We start from the raw sequence: 16357 nt of genomic DNA on the forward strand, positions 1-16357 counted from the left end.
TTTTCTTTGGCCGCTAGCTTGGATTAATTGTGCGCAGCCGAGAAGTCAGGGGATTCGTCCATGCAGCGATTCGAGAATGCCCGCGAGGCGGCGCTGGCGCTTCGGCCGGACGATCCGGTCTACTGCTTTCGCCCGCAGGTGCTGAAGGCGGATGCCAAACAGTTCATGGGCATGTTTCCCGGCAAGACAGCCTACGCAGTCAAGACCAATGGCGAGCAGATCGTGCTGAAGGCGCTGGTCGAAGCCGGCGTCACCGCCTTCGATGTGGCCTCGCCCGGCGAGTTCGCCGCAGTGCGCGCCGTCTCACCCGACGCCGAGATGCTCTACATGCATCCGGTCAAGGCGCAGTCGGACATCAAGCTTGCGCTGGAAAAATACGCCATCCGCGTCATTTCGCTCGACCATGAGGACGAGATCACCAAGCTGACGCGGGTGGTGCGGGCGCTTGACATCGATCCGGGCTCCATCAGCGTGTTCGTGCGAATCCAGACCAAGGGTTCGGCGGCCTATGAACTGTCGAAGAAATTCGGCGCCGGGCCGGCCTATGCGGTGGAACTCGCCGAGCGGCTCAACCGCACCGGCTACAAGGTCGGCCTGTGCTTCCATGTCGGCAGCCAGATCGAGGATCCCGACACCTATGAACGGGCGCTGGCCTCCGCCGATTGGGTGCGCAACCGGCTGACCTTCGACATTGCGGGGCTCGATGTCGGCGGCGGCTTTCCCGCCGAGTACGGCCATGACCCCAATCGCAAGCAGATCGAGATGCCGTCGCTCGGCCAGATCATGTCGCGGCTGTCGGGCGACCTCAGGGAATACCAGTTCGACCAGATCCCGTTGGTGGCCGAGCCCGGCCGGGTGATCGTGGCGCGCTGCCTCTCGCTGATCGTGCGGGTGCTGCTGCGCAAGGGCAAGCGGCTCTACATCAATGACGGCATCTGGGCGTCGCTGTCGGATTCTTGGACCGGCAAGATCACACTGCCGGCCCGCTTCATCCCCGATCCGGCGATCCGCTCGCGCAATGGCGAGGAGAAGAACATCGTGCCGTTCAAGGTCTGCGGCGCGACCTGCGATTCCGTCGACATCCTGTCGCGGCCGTTCTGGCTGCCGGAAACCGTCGACACCGGCGACTGGATCGAGATCGGCCATATCGGTGCCTATTCGCTGTCGCTGAGAACCCGCTTCAACGGCTTTTATCCCGATACCTTCGTCGAGGTGACGACACCCTTCGATGAAGGCGATGCGCCGCAGGGATTCGCCAGCCTGGAGACAATGGCGGATTAGGCGACGCCTCCACCGGCCTGGATATTCTCGCCGGTCAGCCAGCGGGCCTCGTCGCTGGCCAGGAAGACCGCGACATCGGCAACGTCGCGGGGCGCGCCGATCCTGCCAAATGGAGACATGCCGGCCGCCACGGCGCGATCGCGCTCGGGAAGCAGGTCCGTGTCGGTGAAGCCAGGCGACAGCGCATTCACGGTGATGCCGCGCGGTCCGAGTTCACGCGAGAGCACACGGACGAATTGTTCGACGGCGCCCTTGCTGCCGAGATAGAGCGCCGTTTGCGTGAAGAACATCTTGGTGCCGCCGGTGGAGACCGCGATGATGCGGCCACCGTTTCGCACACGGCGCGCTGCTTCCTGAAGCACGAAGAAGGTGCCCTTGGCATTGGTGCCGAAGACATGGTCGAAATCGGCTTCGGTTGCCTCCGTCAGAGGCTTGATGACGGCGACGCCGACATTGGCAACCACGATGTCGATCGCGCCGAACTCACTCTCAGCCTCGTCAAACAGGCGATGAATATCCGAGACGCTTGATATGTCGGCCTGGATGGCGATCGCCTTTCCTCTCCTGCCGGCGATGGCGGCCACGACCTCGTCAGCGGCTTCGTGGTTGCCGACATAGTTGACGACGACGGCAGCGCCCTTGGAGGCGAGTCCTTCGGCGATGGCTCGCCCAATGCCGCGCGAACTGCCGGTGACGAGTGCGGTTTTGCCTTGCAAGGACTTGGGCATGATACGTTTCCTTCAATCATTCAGGCCCGTGCCGGTTTCATCTGACGGGTCCGCCAGTCGAGAAATAGGGCCATGCAACTGATCAGATAATGGCCTATTATCTGACTAGCTTGTTAATCTAGGGATACACAATGCGCGGTTCTGAATTCGCCGAGCTCAAGGCATTCGCCGCAATCGTGGAAGAGCGTAGTTTCGTCCGCGCCGCCGCCCGGCTGCGTGTTTCCCCGCCGGCGCTCAGCCAGTCGATTCGGCAACTGGAGGCTCGCATCGGCATCAGGTTGCTGAATCGCACGACGCGTAGTGTTTCACCCACTGGTGCCGGCGAGACGCTGTTTGCGCGCCTTGCCGTTGCGTTCGAAGAGCTGGAGGGCGCCGTAGCGGACATTCAAGCCGCGCGTGATCGGCCGGCGGGTTCGCTACGAATAAACGTGCCGCGTGTTGCCGCGGTGCGGTTCATCGGCCCGATCCTTGGCGACTTCCAACGCGCCTATCCTGATATCGCGCTGACCGTCATCGTCGACGATACGCTGACCGACATTGTTCGAGGACGGTTCGATGCCGGAATCAGGCTTGGCGAGCGGCTGGAGAAGGACATGGTGGCAGTGAAACTGAGCGGGGATTTGCAGATGGCGGCGGTGGCCGCTCCCGTCTATCTCGAAAATCGGGCCATACCGCGCCATCCGCAGGAGTTGCATCAGCACCAATGCATAACATTCCAGTGGCCTGGTGGCGGCAACCTCTATCGATGGGAGTTCGCGCGCGGCAAACGGTCTCTGGAAATCGCCGTCGAGGGCAGCCTGACTGTTAACGACACCGAGCTGATGCTGAACGCGGCGCTGGGTGGAGCAGGCGTTGCCTACATGATCGACTATCAGGTCCAGTCCTGGATCAATGCGGGCAGGCTGATGAGATTTCTAGAGCCCTGGTCGCCCAGCTTTCCAGGCTTCTTCCTGTATCACCCGAGTTCGAGGCACGTCCCCCCGGCTTTGCGGGCATTTATCGACTTCGTCCGGGCAAGGAGTAGGGAATAAGGAACCCAGCTTGGGCAGATTCTACTCACAGTTTCCCCAAAAGCTCCGGCGTCGGCCAGCCGTCGACCGGCATGCCGAGCCGCATCTGTTCCTTGCGGATGGCTTCGCGGGTGTTGGTGCCCAGAATGCCGTCGACGGTGCCGACGTCATAGCCCCTGGCTTCGAGCTTGGTCTGCAATTCCTTCATCTGGTCGCCATTGAGCCCGGTTTCGGGATTGCGCGGGTCGAACTGCTTTGCCCCGGCCAGCCGGCTGGCGAAGTTGGCGGCGGTCAGCGCGTAGGTGAAGGACTGGTTCCATTCGAGATAGACGTCGAAATTGTCGTAGGCGAGGAAGGCCGGACCTTTGCGGCCCATCGGCAGCGCCAGGCCGGCCTTCAGGCCATTGTCGATCAGCGGCGTGCCATCGGGATTGGTGACGCCCCACGCGGCCCATTGAGACAGCGGCAGCTTGTTGGTGCGGCCGGTCTGCTCCCAGGGCATGTCCTCGGGCACGCGCACTTCCTCGATCCACGGCTGGTCGCGTTTCCAGCCGCGCGACAGCACCTTGTTGGCCGTGGTCATGATCACGTCGGGTACGCTGCGCCTGAGGTCGACGATGCCGTCGCCGTCGCCGTCGACGCCGCGCGCGAGATAGTCGGAAGGCAGGATCTGCGTCTGGCCGATCTCGCCGGCCCAGGCGCCGGTGACGTCGGCCGGAACGACGCCGCGATCGATCAGCGTCAACAGCGGCAGCAGTTGCGGCCGAAACAGCTGCGGGCGGCGGCAGTCATGCGACAGCGTCACCAAGGCGCTCAGCGTGTGGAAATCGCCCTGTACGGCGCCGAAATCGGTCTCCAGCCCCCAGAAGGCGGTGATGATCGGCGCCTGGACACCGAACTGCTGGTCGGCGCGCGCAAAGATTTCGGCGTATTTCTTCAGATTGGCCGCGCCCTGCTTCAGCCGGTAGGCCGAGATCATGCGGTTGGAGAACTGAACGAAGGTCTGGGCGAAGACGCCCTGGGCGCGGTCACGCGCGAGCACCTTGTCGTCGATGGTGGCGGCCTCCAGCGCGTTAAGGCCGACAGCGCCGACACCGGCTGCCTTGGCTTCCGCCGCCACGCCTTGCTTCCAGGTTTCGAAGTCGCCGCCGCATTCCTGCGCCGCCGCCGGCATCGCCGTAGCGCCGAGCAGCAGGGCCGCGAGCAGCCCGGAGCGCAGGCGGCTCTTCGACTGTTTCCGGCGTAAATATCCCAGTGGCTGCAGGTAGGTGCGCATGGGACGTCGAAAAGCAGGCGGTAGAGCCGGTGTCAACGGGTGTTCTGCCGCAGCCACTTTTTCCAGGCTGCCTCAGTGCCGTTGAAGACGTTGATATCGGACTTGCCGTTCATGCCGGGCACGATACCGGTTCCGGTGTATTGCCAGAAGGTGAAAGGGTGGCTGCCGTACCTCTGGCGGGGGTGGCCGGCCACCGAGCGCAGCCAGTAGGGATAGCCGCGGAAGGTCGCAAGGTCGTTATCGTCGAAGAAGTCGACCGAGGTGTAGATGATCGGCTTCTTGCCATAGTGCCGCTCGATCATCTCGAGAAAGGTGGTCATTTCGGCCCGCACCGTCGCTGAATCCGGGCGCAGCCGGCAGGTCGGCGATTGCGGGTTCCACTCCATGTCGAGCACCGGCGGCATGGCCGAGCGGTCGACGGGCACGTTCTGGATGAACCAGCGCGCCTGGGTGGCGGCAGGCGTGCAGAAATAGAAGAAATGGTAGGCCGCGCGCGGAATGCCATTGGCCTTGGTGCGCGACCAATGCTCGTTGAAATACTCGTCGAAACGGTCGCCGCCCTCGGTCGCCTTGATGAAGGCGAAGGAGATGCCGCTGGCCTTGGCCGTCGGCCAGTCGACCGAGGTCTGGTATTTGGAGACGTCGGTGCCGTGAACGGCATAGTTCCAAGGCGCGCCGCTATCCCATTCATGCGGCTTGGAGTCTTCGAAACGCGGTGCGCGCACGGCAACCGTCGGGCTGCTGGATGGCGACATCGAGGGCACGAGATCGCCGGCGGTCGAGCAGGCGGCCAGCAGCGTCAACGTGATGAGGGCCGCGAAACGGCGCATCGCATTTCCCGAGCCGGAATCAGCCGGTCGCTGTTGGGTTGTCGTTGCAGGTGCCCCTCAGGCGATCGCCCCACAGCATCGCCTGATACGCTATTTTCGTGCATGTCGTTGTTCCAAAACCGCTGCGCACTTTTGGGCGACATGCACCAGTGATCGCCGATCATGGTTGATAACAGGTTGACGGCGCTCGACAAGAACACCGATTTTGCGGAAGCAATGGCGGCAAATCGATGACATAAATCGGGCCGCAAGCCACGGGCAGCGGAAAAGCAGGGACGGAAAGATGCGGATCGCCGTGAAGATCATCAAATGGCTGCTCGGCCTGGTCGTGTTGGCCATAGCCGCCCTGTTTACCTGGCTCTACGTCGCGCCGCCCGAACTGATCCGCGTCGGTTCCGGCTATTCCGCCAAGATTGTCTGCTCGAATGTTTTTATCGCCGGCCGTGATCCCAATGAGGTGCTTGCCATCGACGTGCAGGCGCCCGGCCATCCGCTTCTCAGGCTGATGAAGGTGTCGGTCGACAAGAACAGGGGGACCGCCTCGGCCGGGCTGCTTGGCTTCCTCGGCAAGAGCGTTGCTGTTGCGCGCGCCGGCCTGGGTTGCGCCTCGGTTCCTGATGGCGACGTCGGCAAGGCACGGCGCACGTCAATCCCTGCCGAGGCGTCGGCGGCCACCAAGGGCGATCTGTGGCCCGAGGGAGATCGAGTCGATGCCTCGCAAAATCCCGAAATCAACAAGATCCTCGACGGTGCGGCGATGACCGGAATCGGCATGCGCGCCGTGGTGGTGGTCAAAAATGGCCGCATTGTTGCGGAGCGTTATGGCGACGGCTTTTCGGCGAAAACGCCGCTGCTGGGCTGGTCGATGACCAAGACAGTCAACGCCGCGCTCGTCGGCACGCTGGTCAAGGACGGCAAGATGGCGGTGACCAATCAGGGCCTGTTCGGCTCATGGAAGGCGGACGGCCGCGCCGCCATCAGCCTTGCCGATATGATGGCGATGTCGAGCGGACTCGAGTTCAACGAGGATTATGGCGACGTTGCCGATGTGACGCGCATGCTCTACCTCGAACCTGATATGGCGGGCTTCGCCGAGGCCAAGCCGCTGACCGGCGACGTCGGCAAGGTCTTTTCCTATTCGAGCGGCACGGCGGTGATGCTGTCGCGGCTGTGGCAGGATGCTATCGGCGACAAGGACAAGGCGCTGATGTGGCCAAGGACAGCGCTGTTCGGGCCGCTCGGCATGCAGAGCGCGGTGCTCGAAACCGACGAGGAGAGTACCTTTGTCGGCTCATCCTACCTCTATGCCACGGGGCATGACTGGGCGCGGTTCGGCCAATTCCTGCTGCAGGGCGGCGTCTGGAACGGCAACCAGATCCTGCCGGCCGGTTTCGTCGACTGGATGTGCGAACCGGCACCGGCCTCGAAAGTCTACGGCAAGGGGCAACTTTGGATCGAAGCCCCGGGGGACGAAGGAAATCCCGGCGCCGGCGTCGCCGCCGGACTGCCCAACGATACCTACTGGATGGAGGGCCATGACGGCCAGACGGTCGCCATCATCCCGTCGGAGCAACTGGTGGTGGTGCGGCTGGGGTTGACGCCGGCCAAGCTCGGCTACCGGCCGCAGGTGATGGTCGGCGCGCTGATGAAGGCACTGCGCTAGCTCCCTTACCCTCCCTTGATGGGGAGGGTCGGCGCGTAGCGCCGGGGCGGGGTGCCTGGCCACCCGCGCCTTCGGCGCGACCTCCCCCATCGAGGGGGAGGTAAGAGTGCGCGATCTTGACGACCGCCAGCCAGGCATAGCCGCGATAAAGCGCGCGGAAACAGAAGCTTGCGCCGGTTCGCCGAGATTCCGATTCCAAGACTTCGCGCAATGATTCACGTGGCGTGACATGGAATTTCTTGAGCCAGCCGCGCAGCAATGTCCGGAACCAGTTGGGCAAGCCTTCCTGCTGGCCGAAATCGACGACATGCAGCGAGCCGCCGGGCGCGAGTGCCGCAAGGGCTGCCGAAACCGTCTTTTCCCAACCGGGGATCATCGACAGCGAATAGGACACGAAGATGCGGTCGAAGCGCTCGACGCCGAACAGCGTCTTGGCGTCGAAATCGGTGGCGTCGCCGCGCGCCAGCACGGCGCGGCCGGACAGGCCGTCGCGGCCGATCGCCTTGCTCGCCGTCTCCAGCATCTCGGCCGAGATGTCGAGGCCGTAGAGGCGGGCGTCGGGATAGCGGCGGGCGGCAAGCGCGATGTTGCGGCCGGTGCCGCAGCCAAGTTCGAGCACTCTGCCATTCGCCGGCACATCCAGCCCGGCTATCATCTGGTCGCGGCCAAGCAGATAGTATTTGCGGGTCAGGTCGTAGATATGGCGTTGCCAGCGATAGACGCCGTCCATCAGTTCGGCATGGTCGGCCGGCAGCTCGCTCGCGCTCATGCCGCGCGCTTCACATAGAGGTGGAAGCCGCCATAGATGGCCGAGCGGTCGCGGGCCGAACAGTCGCGCGAGGCCTCGTCCTCGTAGGTCCACTGGTCGAGCAGCGAGATCGAGACGCGGCCCGGCAGCAGGCTGGGCTCGGCGGCGGTACGGAAGATGACTCGGGCGCCGACCGAGGCGGTGCGGGTGATCTCCGACCAAAGGGCATTGAGCTGGTCGTTCGTCATCCAGTCCTGCGCGTCGAGCAGGACGAAACGATCGACGGTGCTTGCGTCCTTGCCGGCCAGAAATTCGATCAGATTGGCGTGGTGGATGCCGACGCGATCGACATTGTTGCGGATCGCCTTGTAGTTGGCCTCTTCTAGATAGGCGGGCAGGGCGGCCTCACCCGGATTGGGATAGCGACGGGCGAAGGCTTGCCAAGCGAAGTAGTTGTTCTTCAGTGGAAAATCGCAAGCGAGCTTTTCCAGCCGGGCCTTCAGCACGCTGGCCATCGAACCATCGCCCGAGGTGATCAGCGAATCGTACTGCGCCGGCGGAATGCCGAGGCCGAACAGCGAAGCCTTGCGCGAGGTAGCCCAGCGCAACAGCTTCTTGTCGAAGACCGGCGCCAGCTCTTCGTTGAAGAAGCGGCGCTGGTCGGCGAGGCTCTTCGACGCCATGATACCGGCGGGATCGACGCCGAAGAATTTGGCGATGCGGTGGCCCATGGCGATGAACAGGCCGAGCAGGCCGGTCTGGTAGAAATTGCGGTCGAAGACGGTGATGCGCCGGCGGCCGGGCCAGCTGCGACGCTCCCAATAGTGGCGGCTGACCGGGTCGAGATGCGGCGCGATGAAGCGGTCATAGGCTTGCGAATTGTGGCTGGTGCCGGCGGCGCCGAAGAAACGGAACAGATCGCCCTGCGAGGGCAGATGCCGCACCGCCTCCAGCTTCATCCGGTTCAAGGCGATGTGGGCGGCGTTGAGGTCGACCGCATCGACGCGTTCAGGCGAGCGGGTGAGGTAGGCGAGGATGTTGCAGCCGCCCGACGCTATGGTGACGACGCGGTGACCCTGGCCAAGCTGCATGGCCTCCATGTCGACTTCAGGGTCTTCCCAGATCTGCGGATAGACGAGACCGGAAAACAAGAGGGCGAACAGCCGCTCCGAGATGCCGGCCTTCGACAGCGGGCGGTTCTGGTAGACGGCTTTTCCAACTTCCTTGCCGCGGCGAAAAACGAGATCCGAGGAGACGTCCGTCATGGCAAAGTGATTCCCCATTTGCTTTGCCGCAAGCGGGTAACTCAGGGGCATGACAGGCGGGTGACAGCCTGTTGACGCGAGTTCAGGCCTTGCCAAATCCCCCGGGTGTCGGCGTCGTCAGGATGACGGCGTCGCCGGCGTCGAGCACGGTCTGGTCGCAGGCCTTCAGCGTCTCGACGCTGCCGTCCTGGCGGCGGACCTTGGTCGAGCCGACCTCGCCGTCACCGCCGCCGTCGAGGCCTTGCGGCGGGCGGTTGCGGTGCGAGGACAGGATGGCGCATTCCATCTTTTCGAGGAAACGGATGGTGCGCCTGGTGCCGTCGCCGGCGCTCCATTCGCCTTTGCCGCCGGAGCCTTCGCGAATGTGAAAATCCTCGAGCAGCACGGGAAAACGCAATTCCAGCACTTCCGGGTCGGTGAGGCGCGAATTGGTCATGTGGGTGTGGACGCCGGATGTGCCGGCAAAGCCGCGGCCGGAGTTCATCCGGCCTGCCGGCGAGCCGGAGCAGATGGTCTCGTAATACTGGTACTGCTTGTTGCCGAAGGTCAGGTTGTTCATCGTGCCTTGCGCATTGGCCATGGCACCCATGGCGCCGAACAGCGCGTTGGTGACGTGCTGCGAGGTCTCGACATTGCCGGCGACGACGGCGGCGGGGTAGGCGGGCTTCAGCATCGAGCCTTCGGGGATGATGATGTTGATCGGCCTGAGGCACCCGGCATTCATCGGGATCATGTCCTCGACCATGACACGGAAGGCATAGAGCACGGCGGCGCGGGCGACGGGCTCGGGCGCGTTGAAATTGTTCTTCTCGACCTTCGAGGTGCCGGTGAAGTCGACGGTCGCCTCGCGCTTTTGCCGATCGACGGTAATCTTCACCTTGATCACCTGGCCGGTGTCGGTCGGGTATTCGTACTCGGAACTATCGGGCAGCCGCTCCAGCACGCGGCGAACGCTTTCGGCGGCGTTGTCCTGGACATGGCCCATATAGGCTTCGACGACATCGAGGCCGAAATGGCCGACCATCTTGCGCAATTCCGCCACGCCCTTTTCATTGGCGGCGATCTGCGCCTTGAGGTCGGCGATGTTCTGGTGCGGGTTGCGGGCGGGGTAGGCGTGGTCGGTGAGCAGCGTTTGCAACTCCGCCTCGCGGAATTTTCCACGATCGACGACCCGGAAATTGTCGAACAGCACGCCTTCCTCGTCGACCGTGGTGGCAAGCGGCGTCATCGAGCCGGGAGCCGTGCCGCCAATGTCGGCATGGTGGCCGCGCGAGGCTACGTAGAAGATTACTTCCTCCCCCCTTGAGGGGGAGGTGGCGGCGGAGCCGCCGGAGGGGGTCGTTGCGGCAGTGCTCGACGCTCTTGTGGTGCCTTCTGAGAGGACCCCACCCGGCCGCTGCGCGGCCACCCTCCCCTCAAGGGGGAGGGAAAACACCGGCGTCACCACCGTGATATCAGGCAAATGCGTGCCGCCATTATAGGGGGCGTTCAGCGCAAAGACGTCGCCGGGATGGATGTCGCCGGAGTTCAGCCGGATGATGGTTTCGACCGAGCGGTCCATGGAGCCGAGATGCACCGGCATGTGCGGCGCGTTGGCGACCAGCGCTCCATGACGGTCGAAGACGGCGCAGGAAAAGTCCAGCCTTTCCTTGATGTTGACGGAATAGGCGGTGTTCTGCAGCGTGACGCCCATCTGCTCGGCGATCGACATGAAGAGGTTGTTGAAGACCTCCAGCATCACCGGATCGGCTTCGGTACCGAGGGCAGCCGTGCGAACTTTCCGTTCCGTGCGGCGAATGACGACGTGATTGAGGTTGGTGATTTCGGCCTGCCAGCCCGGCTCGACGACGATGGTCTGGTTCGGCTCGATGATCAAAGCGGGGCCTGGGACCAGATTGGATGGGCGCAGGTTTTCGCGGCGATGGATGCCGGCCTCATGCCAGCGGCCCTCGGTGTAGATGCGCCGCGTTCCCGACGCACCCGCTTCAACCCTTGCCGGTCCGGCGGGCGCAACGGCTTCGGCCGTGGTCTCGACGATCTCGGCGCCTTCCACGCCAACGGTCTCGACGATCATCGGCTTGTCATCATAGACGAACCCGAACTGCGCCTTGTGGGCGATTTCGAAATCGCGCCTGGCCTGGAAGATCGAGTCGCCTTCGAAATTCACCGGCAGCGTGGTGTCGGTGCCGTCATAGCGGATGTGCAGCACCGGCTTTGCCGCAATCTTGTCCTCGGCGATGCCTTGCGCTGCCAATTCGGCGATGACGGCTTTTTTCAACGTGCCGATGAGGCTGCCCATCTGGGTCCTGGATTCTTCGGCAAGCGGCTTCAGGAGCGCCTGCTGGCGCGACGCGAAAACCGACGACAGGCCGATACCATAGGCTGAGAGCAGACCGGAGAAGGGGTGGATCAGTACCGCCTCCATGCCGAGCGCGTCGGCAACCAGGCAGGCATGCTGGCCGCCGGCGCCGCCAAAACAGTTCAAGAGATATTCGGTGACATCGTAGCCGCGCTGCACGGAGATCTTCTTGATAGCATTGGCCATGTTTTCCACCGCGATGGTAACGAACCCTTCGGCGACGGCTTCCGGCGTGCGGCCATCGCCGATTTCGGCGGCGAGCGCAGCGAATTTTTTATGCACGGCGGCGACGTCGAGCGGCTGGTCCTGGCCGGGTCCGAAAATCGCCGGAAAGAAATCGGGCTGCAGCTTGCCCAGCATGACATTGGCGTCGGTGACGGCAAGCGGGCCGCCGCGCCGGTAGGCGGCGGGGCCAGGATTGGCGCCTGCGGAATCCGGGCCGGCGCGGAAACGGCCGGCTTCGTAGTGCAGGATCGAGCCGCCGCCGGCAGCGACGGTATGGATGCGCATCATCGGCGCGCGGATGCGCACCCCGGCGACCTCGGTGTCGAAGGCGCGCTCATACTCGCCGTCATAATGGGCAACGTCGGTCGAGGTGCCGCCCATGTCGAAGCCGATGACTTTCTCGAAGCCGGCGAGTTTCGCCGTCTCGACCATGCCGACGACGCCGCCGGCCGGGCCGGACAGCAGCGCGTCCTTGCCCTGAAACATGTCGGCGGCGGTGAGCCCGCCCGACGACATCATGAACATCAGGCGAGGGTTTTCCCTCCCCCTCGAGGGGAGGGTGGCGGCGGAGCCGCCGGGTGGGGTTGGATCGACCGGGCTCAGCGCATTGGCGGTGCCTTCCGAGAGGACCCCCTCTGGCTGCTTTGCGGACTGCCCTTCGCTATGTCTCCGGGCGTTCGTCGCTGAAAAAGCCAAATCGTTGGCTTTTTCTCGGCCTTTGGCCGACCGCTCCTCACCCTCCAGAAGTGGGGAGATTGGCGTCGCGCCCAGTTCTCCCGCTACTCTTTGCACATAGCGCGACAGGATCGGCGACAGATAGGCATCGACCACGGTGGTGTCGCCGCGGCCGACCAGTTTGATCAGTGGCGAGACTTCATGGCTGACCGAGACTTGGCTGAACCCGATCTTGCGGCAGACTTTCGCCACCGCCTTCTCGTGGTCGGGATATTTCCAGGCATGCATGAAGACGATGGCCACCGCATCGATGCCGTCGGCCTTCGCCTGTTCGATGGCGGGCCGGCAGGCGGCGATGTCGAGCAAGCGCTCGACCTCGCCATTGGCGCGCACACGCTCGTCGATCTCGATGACTCGCTCGTAGAGCTGTTCGGGAAGGATGATCTCCTTGGCGAAGATGTCTGGTCGCGCCTGATAGGCGATCTTCAGCGCATCGCGAAAGCCCTTGGTGATGAGCAAAAGCACACGGTCGCCCTTGCGCTCCAGCAGCGCATTCGTGGCAACGGTGGTACCCATCTTGACGTCACCGACCAGGCCCGGAGGAATAGCGGTGCCGGATTTCAGCCCCAGAAGCTCGCGGATGCCGGCTATGGCCGCGTCGGGATAGGCTTCGGGATTTTCCGACAGGAATTTCCTGGGATGCAAACCGCCTTGCGGATCACGTCCGATCACGTCGGTGAAGGTGCCGCCGCGGTCGATCCAAAAATCCCATTTCTTGTCCACGCAGAACTCCGGCATTGCATTTGGGTCCAGACTGTTAGTTCGGCATCGCCCGGCCCGCAATCGGTAGTGCGCGGATGTTACATCAGGAAACGCAACGTTACGAAACTCATGGCCGTTTGATGCATTTTGCCTTCGACCGTTCACCGCAACGTGAGCGTGTGTTGAAGGAGAGATGTCATGAAAAAGCTCATTCTTGCTTCCGTTTCCGCCCTGGCCCTGTTCGGCGTTGCCGCCTGCAGCGACAGCGGTACGGATAACACCACCACCCAGAGCACCAATCCGCCAGCCGCCGAGCCCATGAAGCCGGCGACGCCGGATGCACCGAAGCCTGCAGAACCGGCTCCGGCAACACCTGCTCCTGCCCCCGCGCAGTAGCAACAGTCTCGGTCACTTTGACGTGACGAGAGAGGAGGCCGGCTTAGCGCCGGCCTTCCTGCGTTTAGGTCGATTCGGGGCTCAAGGGTCTTGAACCGGCTCTTTCCTACGGTTTGGGATCTGGCGCGTCGGTTGCTTGCGTAAATTCGATCCACTCTGCGGCGCTGTCTTGGCTTGATAGCGATGGCCGGCGGCCCTAATAAGCGCTCATGTCGATTTGGGATCGCCTCGGCGACTTCATCAACCGCGTTTCATCTTCAGCCACGTCCGGCGTAGCCGATGTGGTCGAGGCCGTGCGCACGGTTTTCTCCGGCGACGCCGATCTGCGCCGGCGCGTCGCCTTCTCTGTGGCGATGATTGCGCTGTCAGCCAAGATGGCCAAGGCCGATGGCATCGTCACCCAGGACGAGGTTCGCGCGTTCCAGGAAATATTCGAGGTGCCGCGAGAACAGACCCGCAATGTGGCGCGGCTTTACGATCTGGCCAAGCGCGACGTCGCCGGGTTCGAGACCTATGCCGAGAGTATGGCGCAGATGTGCGGCTCGGGCCATTCGAACTGCGTCATGCTGGAAGACATACTCGACGGTCTGTTCCATATCGCCAAGGCGGACGGGCTGGTGCATGAGCGCGAAGGGATTTTCCTGCACCGTATTGCCGAGATTTTCCGCATCGACGAGGTGCACTACGAGGCCATCATGGCCAGGCACGTCAATCTCGGCGCCGGCGATCCCTATATCGTGCTCGGCATTGAGCGCGGCAAGCCGTTCGAGGAGGTCAGGAAGCGATACCGCAAGCTGGTCTCCGACAATCATCCGGACCGGCTGATCGCGCGCGGCCTGCCGCAGGAATTCATCAAGATTGCAACGACCAGGGTCGCGGCGATCAACGCGGCCTATGAAATGATCGAGCGGGGCCTCAGGCACGCATGAGCGGCTTCTCGCCCGACGAGCCAAGCGCGGAGGTCAGGGTATCGCCGAATTTCGGCCCGCGGCGCGAAACGCTCAGGCCCGACATGATCGTGCTGCACTATACCGGCATGGCGACTGGTGCTGCCGCGGAAGCCTGGTTGTGCGACCCCGCAAGCGAAGTCTCGTCGCACTACCTCGTCCATGAGGATGGCCGCATCATCCAGATGGTGCGCGAAAGCGACCGCGCCTGGCATGCCGGTGCAAGTTCCTGGTTCGGTCGTCGCGACATCAACTCCTGTTCGGTCGGCATCGAAATCGTCAATCCCGGCCATTCGCTCGGCTATTCGGCCTTTCCCAAGCGGCAGGTGGAAGCGGTGATCGGGCTTTGCCTTGGTATCATCGAACGCCATTCCATTACGGCGCAAAGGGTGCTTGCCCATTCCGACATCGCGCCGGGGCGCAAGATCGACCCGGGCGAGAAATTCCCCTGGAATGCGCTGTTTGCGGCCGGGGTCGGCCATCTCGTGCCTGCGGCGCCGGTCCGGCGCGGCGCGGTGCTGAAAGCCGGCGATACCGGCGCCCAGATCGAGGCACTGCAGTCTATGCTGGCGCTCTATGGCTATGGCGTCGAGATATCAGGTGTCTTCGACCGCCAGACCGAAATCGTCGTCGAAGCTTTTCAGCGGCATTTCCGACCACGCCTGGTGGATGGCGTCGCCGACGGCTCTACGTCTAGCACGCTGCAAAGCCTGCTGACTTCCCTTAGGTCAGTTGCGTCTAAATAATCTTTTCCTGATATTCAAGTTACAGCCTGTCACTGAAAGTGAATTGCCTCGCCTTGTTCGACACAAATTCCGCCCTCAAAGGCAGTTCGTGCAAGTTATCGGACCTCCAGCCCCCCGGATGCTCCGATATTGATTAGGCGTTGCTGCGTGAAGATCTTCGCGCGGCCAAACAGAACAGGACCACATGCAGAAATTGACCGTTGTAACGGCAGCTATTGCTGCCGGAGTAATGACTTTTGCCTTCAGCACGGCCGATGCCGCACCACTGAGCCAGAGGGCAGACCAGGGCTTCATCGCCGCACCCGCCAAGGCCACCATGACGAAGGCAAACCCGAAAGCAAAAAGGGCAACCACCGCGAAAGTGCGCAAAGCAGCCGTGGTGAAGGCCAGAAAAGCCACGGCCAAGAGGCATGTTAAGCGCAACAGGAAGAGCGTCGACCTGACGACGACCGCATCGATCCGCCCAAGCACCGCTGCGGAGTCGACTGCGGCAGGCGCGCTTGGCGGCCAGTATTTGGCAATCATTGCCCGCTATGCTGCGGCCGAAGGCGTGCCGGTGTCGCTGGCCCAGGCGGTCATCAAGATCGAGAGCAACTACCGGCCGAACATCGTCGGCAGCGCGGGTGAAATCGGCCTGATGCAGATCAAGCCGGCAACGGCGCGGATGATGGGGTATAGCGGCTCCGCCAAGGGTCTGTTCGATCCCGACACCAACATCAAATACGGCATGAAGTACCTTGCCATGGCGCGCAATCTCGGCGGCGGCACCACCTGCGGCACGATCCTGAAATACAATGCCGGCCATGCCGCGACGCGGATGAACCCGGTGTCGGCGGCGTATTGCGGCAAGGTCAAGGTGCAGTTGGCGGCATTGGGATCGCCGGCATAAAGTCTGCTTTTTCATTTGCGTTTTGGAACGTCAACCCCTTTATACGCTGTGCCAGCTGGCCGGGCGGCCGCACCCGCAAAGCCGAAAGGCTGCGGGTGAGGAAAGTCCGGGCTCCATGGAGACACGGTGCCGGTTAATGGCCGGCGGGGGCGACCCCAGGGAAAGTGCCACAGAAAGCAAACCGCCACGATTTATCGGGGCAAGGGTGAAAGGGTGGGGTAAGAGCCCACCGCGCGACTGGCAACAGGAGCGGCACGGTAAACCCCACCGGGAGCAAGACCGAATAGGGACGGTGCGAGGGGAAACCTTCGAGGGCTGTTTCCGGCTCACCGTCCGGGTAGGTTGCGTGAGGCGGATGGCAACATGCGCCCAAGATGAATGGCCGCCACGTTCTCGCCCCGAAAGGGGCGAGGGCCATACAAAACCCGGCTTACAGGCCAGCTGGCAATTTCTCCCCCATATCGCGATTAATCCTTTGGATCAGCAGTCTGCGCCTTCGGGCGCAGCTGGCGATTCAGGTGCTTGAGCGATTGAATCAAGTACGCATGCTGGGGTCG

At 63.1% G+C, this 16357-nt stretch carries 12 protein-coding genes, 1 other RNA gene and 1 pseudogene; 8 read left to right on the plus strand and 6 right to left on the minus strand.

All coding sequences use genetic code 11. From position 1 onward, the window contains the following. The first annotated feature begins 60 nt into the window (after positions 1-60). Complete coding sequence (locus tag NKJ58_RS06665; RefSeq protein WP_023668250.1) at positions 61-1281, plus strand: alanine racemase; 1221 nt, start codon at positions 61-63, stop codon at positions 1279-1281. Here the strand turns inward: NKJ58_RS06665 and NKJ58_RS06670 are convergent. Further along, a complete protein-coding gene (locus NKJ58_RS06670; RefSeq protein WP_352852888.1) occupies positions 1278-2009 on the minus strand; it encodes an SDR family oxidoreductase in 732 nt (243 codons plus the stop codon). The genes NKJ58_RS06665 and NKJ58_RS06670 overlap by 4 nt on opposite strands. 131 nt (positions 2010-2140) lie before the next feature. Here NKJ58_RS06670 and NKJ58_RS06675 point away from each other — a divergent pair, with 131 nt between their 5' ends. After that, positions 2141-3040: a LysR family transcriptional regulator gene (locus NKJ58_RS06675; RefSeq protein ID WP_023682153.1), complete on the plus strand. Its 900-nt coding sequence runs from the start codon at positions 2141-2143 to the stop codon at positions 3038-3040. 25 nt (positions 3041-3065) lie between these two features. On the opposite strand, the gene NKJ58_RS06680 is transcribed toward NKJ58_RS06675, so the two are convergent. Next, positions 3066-4295, minus strand: coding sequence for a lytic murein transglycosylase (locus NKJ58_RS06680; protein ID WP_352852889.1), 1230 nt, complete (start codon positions 4293-4295; stop codon positions 3066-3068). 32 nt (positions 4296-4327) lie between these two features. After that, positions 4328-5125, minus strand: coding sequence for a glycoside hydrolase family 25 protein (locus NKJ58_RS06685; RefSeq protein ID WP_023833911.1), 798 nt, complete (start codon positions 5123-5125; stop codon positions 4328-4330). A gap of 283 nt (positions 5126-5408) precedes the next feature. Here NKJ58_RS06685 and NKJ58_RS06690 point away from each other — a divergent pair, with 283 nt between their 5' ends. Then, the gene (locus NKJ58_RS06690; RefSeq protein ID WP_352852890.1) at positions 5409-6788 is read left to right on the plus strand and encodes a serine hydrolase domain-containing protein; all 1380 of its coding nucleotides are present in this window, start codon (positions 5409-5411) and stop codon (positions 6786-6788) included. 112 nt (positions 6789-6900) lie between these two features. On the opposite strand, the pseudogene NKJ58_RS06695 reads toward NKJ58_RS06690, so the two are convergent. The 3 genes and pseudogenes from NKJ58_RS06695 to NKJ58_RS06705 form a co-directional block, all read right to left on the minus strand. Beyond that, positions 6901-7557: pseudogene (locus NKJ58_RS06695) on the minus strand (class I SAM-dependent methyltransferase); the annotation flags it as partial. Beyond that, entirely contained in the window at positions 7554-8852 is a 1299-nt protein-coding gene (locus tag NKJ58_RS06700) for a BtaA family protein (protein ID WP_031201832.1), read from the minus strand. The pseudogene NKJ58_RS06695 and the gene NKJ58_RS06700, both read right to left, overlap by 4 nt. A 31-nt stretch (positions 8853-8883) precedes the next feature. Next, positions 8884-12843, minus strand: coding sequence for a hydantoinase B/oxoprolinase family protein (locus NKJ58_RS06705; protein WP_352852891.1), 3960 nt, complete (start codon positions 12841-12843; stop codon positions 8884-8886). A gap of 177 nt (positions 12844-13020) precedes the next feature. On the opposite strand from NKJ58_RS06705, the gene NKJ58_RS06710 reads away from it, so the two are divergent. The 5 genes from NKJ58_RS06710 to rnpB all read left to right on the plus strand — a co-directional run bounded on the left by NKJ58_RS06710 (position 13021) and on the right by rnpB (position 16249). Beyond that, the gene (locus tag NKJ58_RS06710; RefSeq protein WP_023668260.1) at positions 13021-13218 is read left to right on the plus strand and encodes a hypothetical protein; all 198 of its coding nucleotides are present in this window, start codon (positions 13021-13023) and stop codon (positions 13216-13218) included. 209 nt (positions 13219-13427) lie between these two features. After that, the gene (locus tag NKJ58_RS06715) at positions 13428-14147 is read left to right on the plus strand and encodes a J domain-containing protein (protein ID WP_023705557.1); all 720 of its coding nucleotides are present in this window, start codon (positions 13428-13430) and stop codon (positions 14145-14147) included. Beyond that, positions 14144-14911 (plus strand): N-acetylmuramoyl-L-alanine amidase, encoded by a 768-nt coding sequence (locus NKJ58_RS06720; RefSeq protein ID WP_352519892.1) that lies wholly within the window; start codon positions 14144-14146, stop codon positions 14909-14911. Before NKJ58_RS06715 ends, NKJ58_RS06720 begins: the two co-directional genes overlap by 4 nt. A 184-nt stretch (positions 14912-15095) precedes the next feature. Next, the gene (locus NKJ58_RS06725) at positions 15096-15800 is read left to right on the plus strand and encodes a lytic transglycosylase domain-containing protein (RefSeq protein ID WP_352519891.1); all 705 of its coding nucleotides are present in this window, start codon (positions 15096-15098) and stop codon (positions 15798-15800) included. A gap of 51 nt (positions 15801-15851) precedes the next feature. After that, an RNA gene (rnpB, locus tag NKJ58_RS06730) (RNase P RNA component class A) lies at positions 15852-16249 on the plus strand. Positions 16250-16357: the final 108 nt, after the last annotated feature.

It is taken from the genome of Mesorhizobium sp. M0139 (genome assembly GCF_040322455.1).
Taxonomy (GTDB): Bacteria; Pseudomonadota; Alphaproteobacteria; order Rhizobiales; family Rhizobiaceae; genus Mesorhizobium.

Excerpts from the sequence above, each read along its gene's own strand:
- NKJ58_RS06725 (WP_352519891.1), top strand. The coding sequence starts at position 15,096 with ATGCAGAAATTGACCGTTGTAACGGCAGCTATTGCTGCCGGAGTAATG.
- NKJ58_RS06665 (WP_023668250.1), top strand. The coding sequence starts at position 61 with ATGCAGCGATTCGAGAATGCCCGCGAGGCGGCGCTGGCGCTTCGGCCG.
- NKJ58_RS06685 (WP_023833911.1), bottom strand. The coding sequence starts at position 5,125 with ATGCGCCGTTTCGCGGCCCTCATCACGTTGACGCTGCTGGCCGCCTGC.
- NKJ58_RS06680 (WP_352852889.1), bottom strand. The coding sequence starts at position 4,295 with ATGCGCACCTACCTGCAGCCACTGGGATATTTACGCCGGAAACAGTCG.
- NKJ58_RS06700 (WP_031201832.1), bottom strand. The coding sequence starts at position 8,852 with ATGCCCCTGAGTTACCCGCTTGCGGCAAAGCAAATGGGGAATCACTTT.
- NKJ58_RS06675 (WP_023682153.1), top strand. The coding sequence starts at position 2,141 with ATGCGCGGTTCTGAATTCGCCGAGCTCAAGGCATTCGCCGCAATCGTG.
- NKJ58_RS06710 (WP_023668260.1), top strand. The coding sequence starts at position 13,021 with ATGAAAAAGCTCATTCTTGCTTCCGTTTCCGCCCTGGCCCTGTTCGGC.
- NKJ58_RS06670 (WP_352852888.1), bottom strand. The coding sequence starts at position 2,009 with ATGCCCAAGTCCTTGCAAGGCAAAACCGCACTCGTCACCGGCAGTTCG.
- NKJ58_RS06690 (WP_352852890.1), top strand. The coding sequence starts at position 5,409 with ATGCGGATCGCCGTGAAGATCATCAAATGGCTGCTCGGCCTGGTCGTG.
- NKJ58_RS06715 (WP_023705557.1), top strand. The coding sequence starts at position 13,428 with ATGTCGATTTGGGATCGCCTCGGCGACTTCATCAACCGCGTTTCATCT.
- NKJ58_RS06720 (WP_352519892.1), top strand. The coding sequence starts at position 14,144 with ATGAGCGGCTTCTCGCCCGACGAGCCAAGCGCGGAGGTCAGGGTATCG.